General features: G+C 70.5%; 1 protein-coding gene. It reads right to left on the bottom strand.

Annotated elements, in window-relative coordinates:
* The coding region (locus HMPREF0072_RS11610) for an efflux RND transporter permease subunit (RefSeq protein WP_211204247.1) at positions 1-241 on the bottom strand (241 nt) is incomplete at both ends.

Genomic DNA, 241 nt, shown 5'->3' on the forward strand with positions numbered 1-241 from the left:
CCGTGGCGATCGCCGCCAGGATCAGGATCAGCTGCGACTTCAGGGTGTCCTGGAACACCTGGGCGGTGCCGGCGAACGCGCCGCGCACCGTAGACGGCACGCCGAGCTGAGTCATGGTGCGCTCGACCGCGGCGGTGGCGTCCGACAGGCTGCCGCCGTCCGGCAGATTAAAGGAGACGGTCGAGGCGGCGGACAGCCCCTGATGGTTGACCGACAGCGGCGCGTTGGCCGGCCGCCAACT

The organism is Anaerococcus lactolyticus ATCC 51172 (assembly GCF_000156575.1).
GTDB lineage: Bacteria > Bacillota > Clostridia > Tissierellales > Peptoniphilaceae > Anaerococcus > Anaerococcus lactolyticus.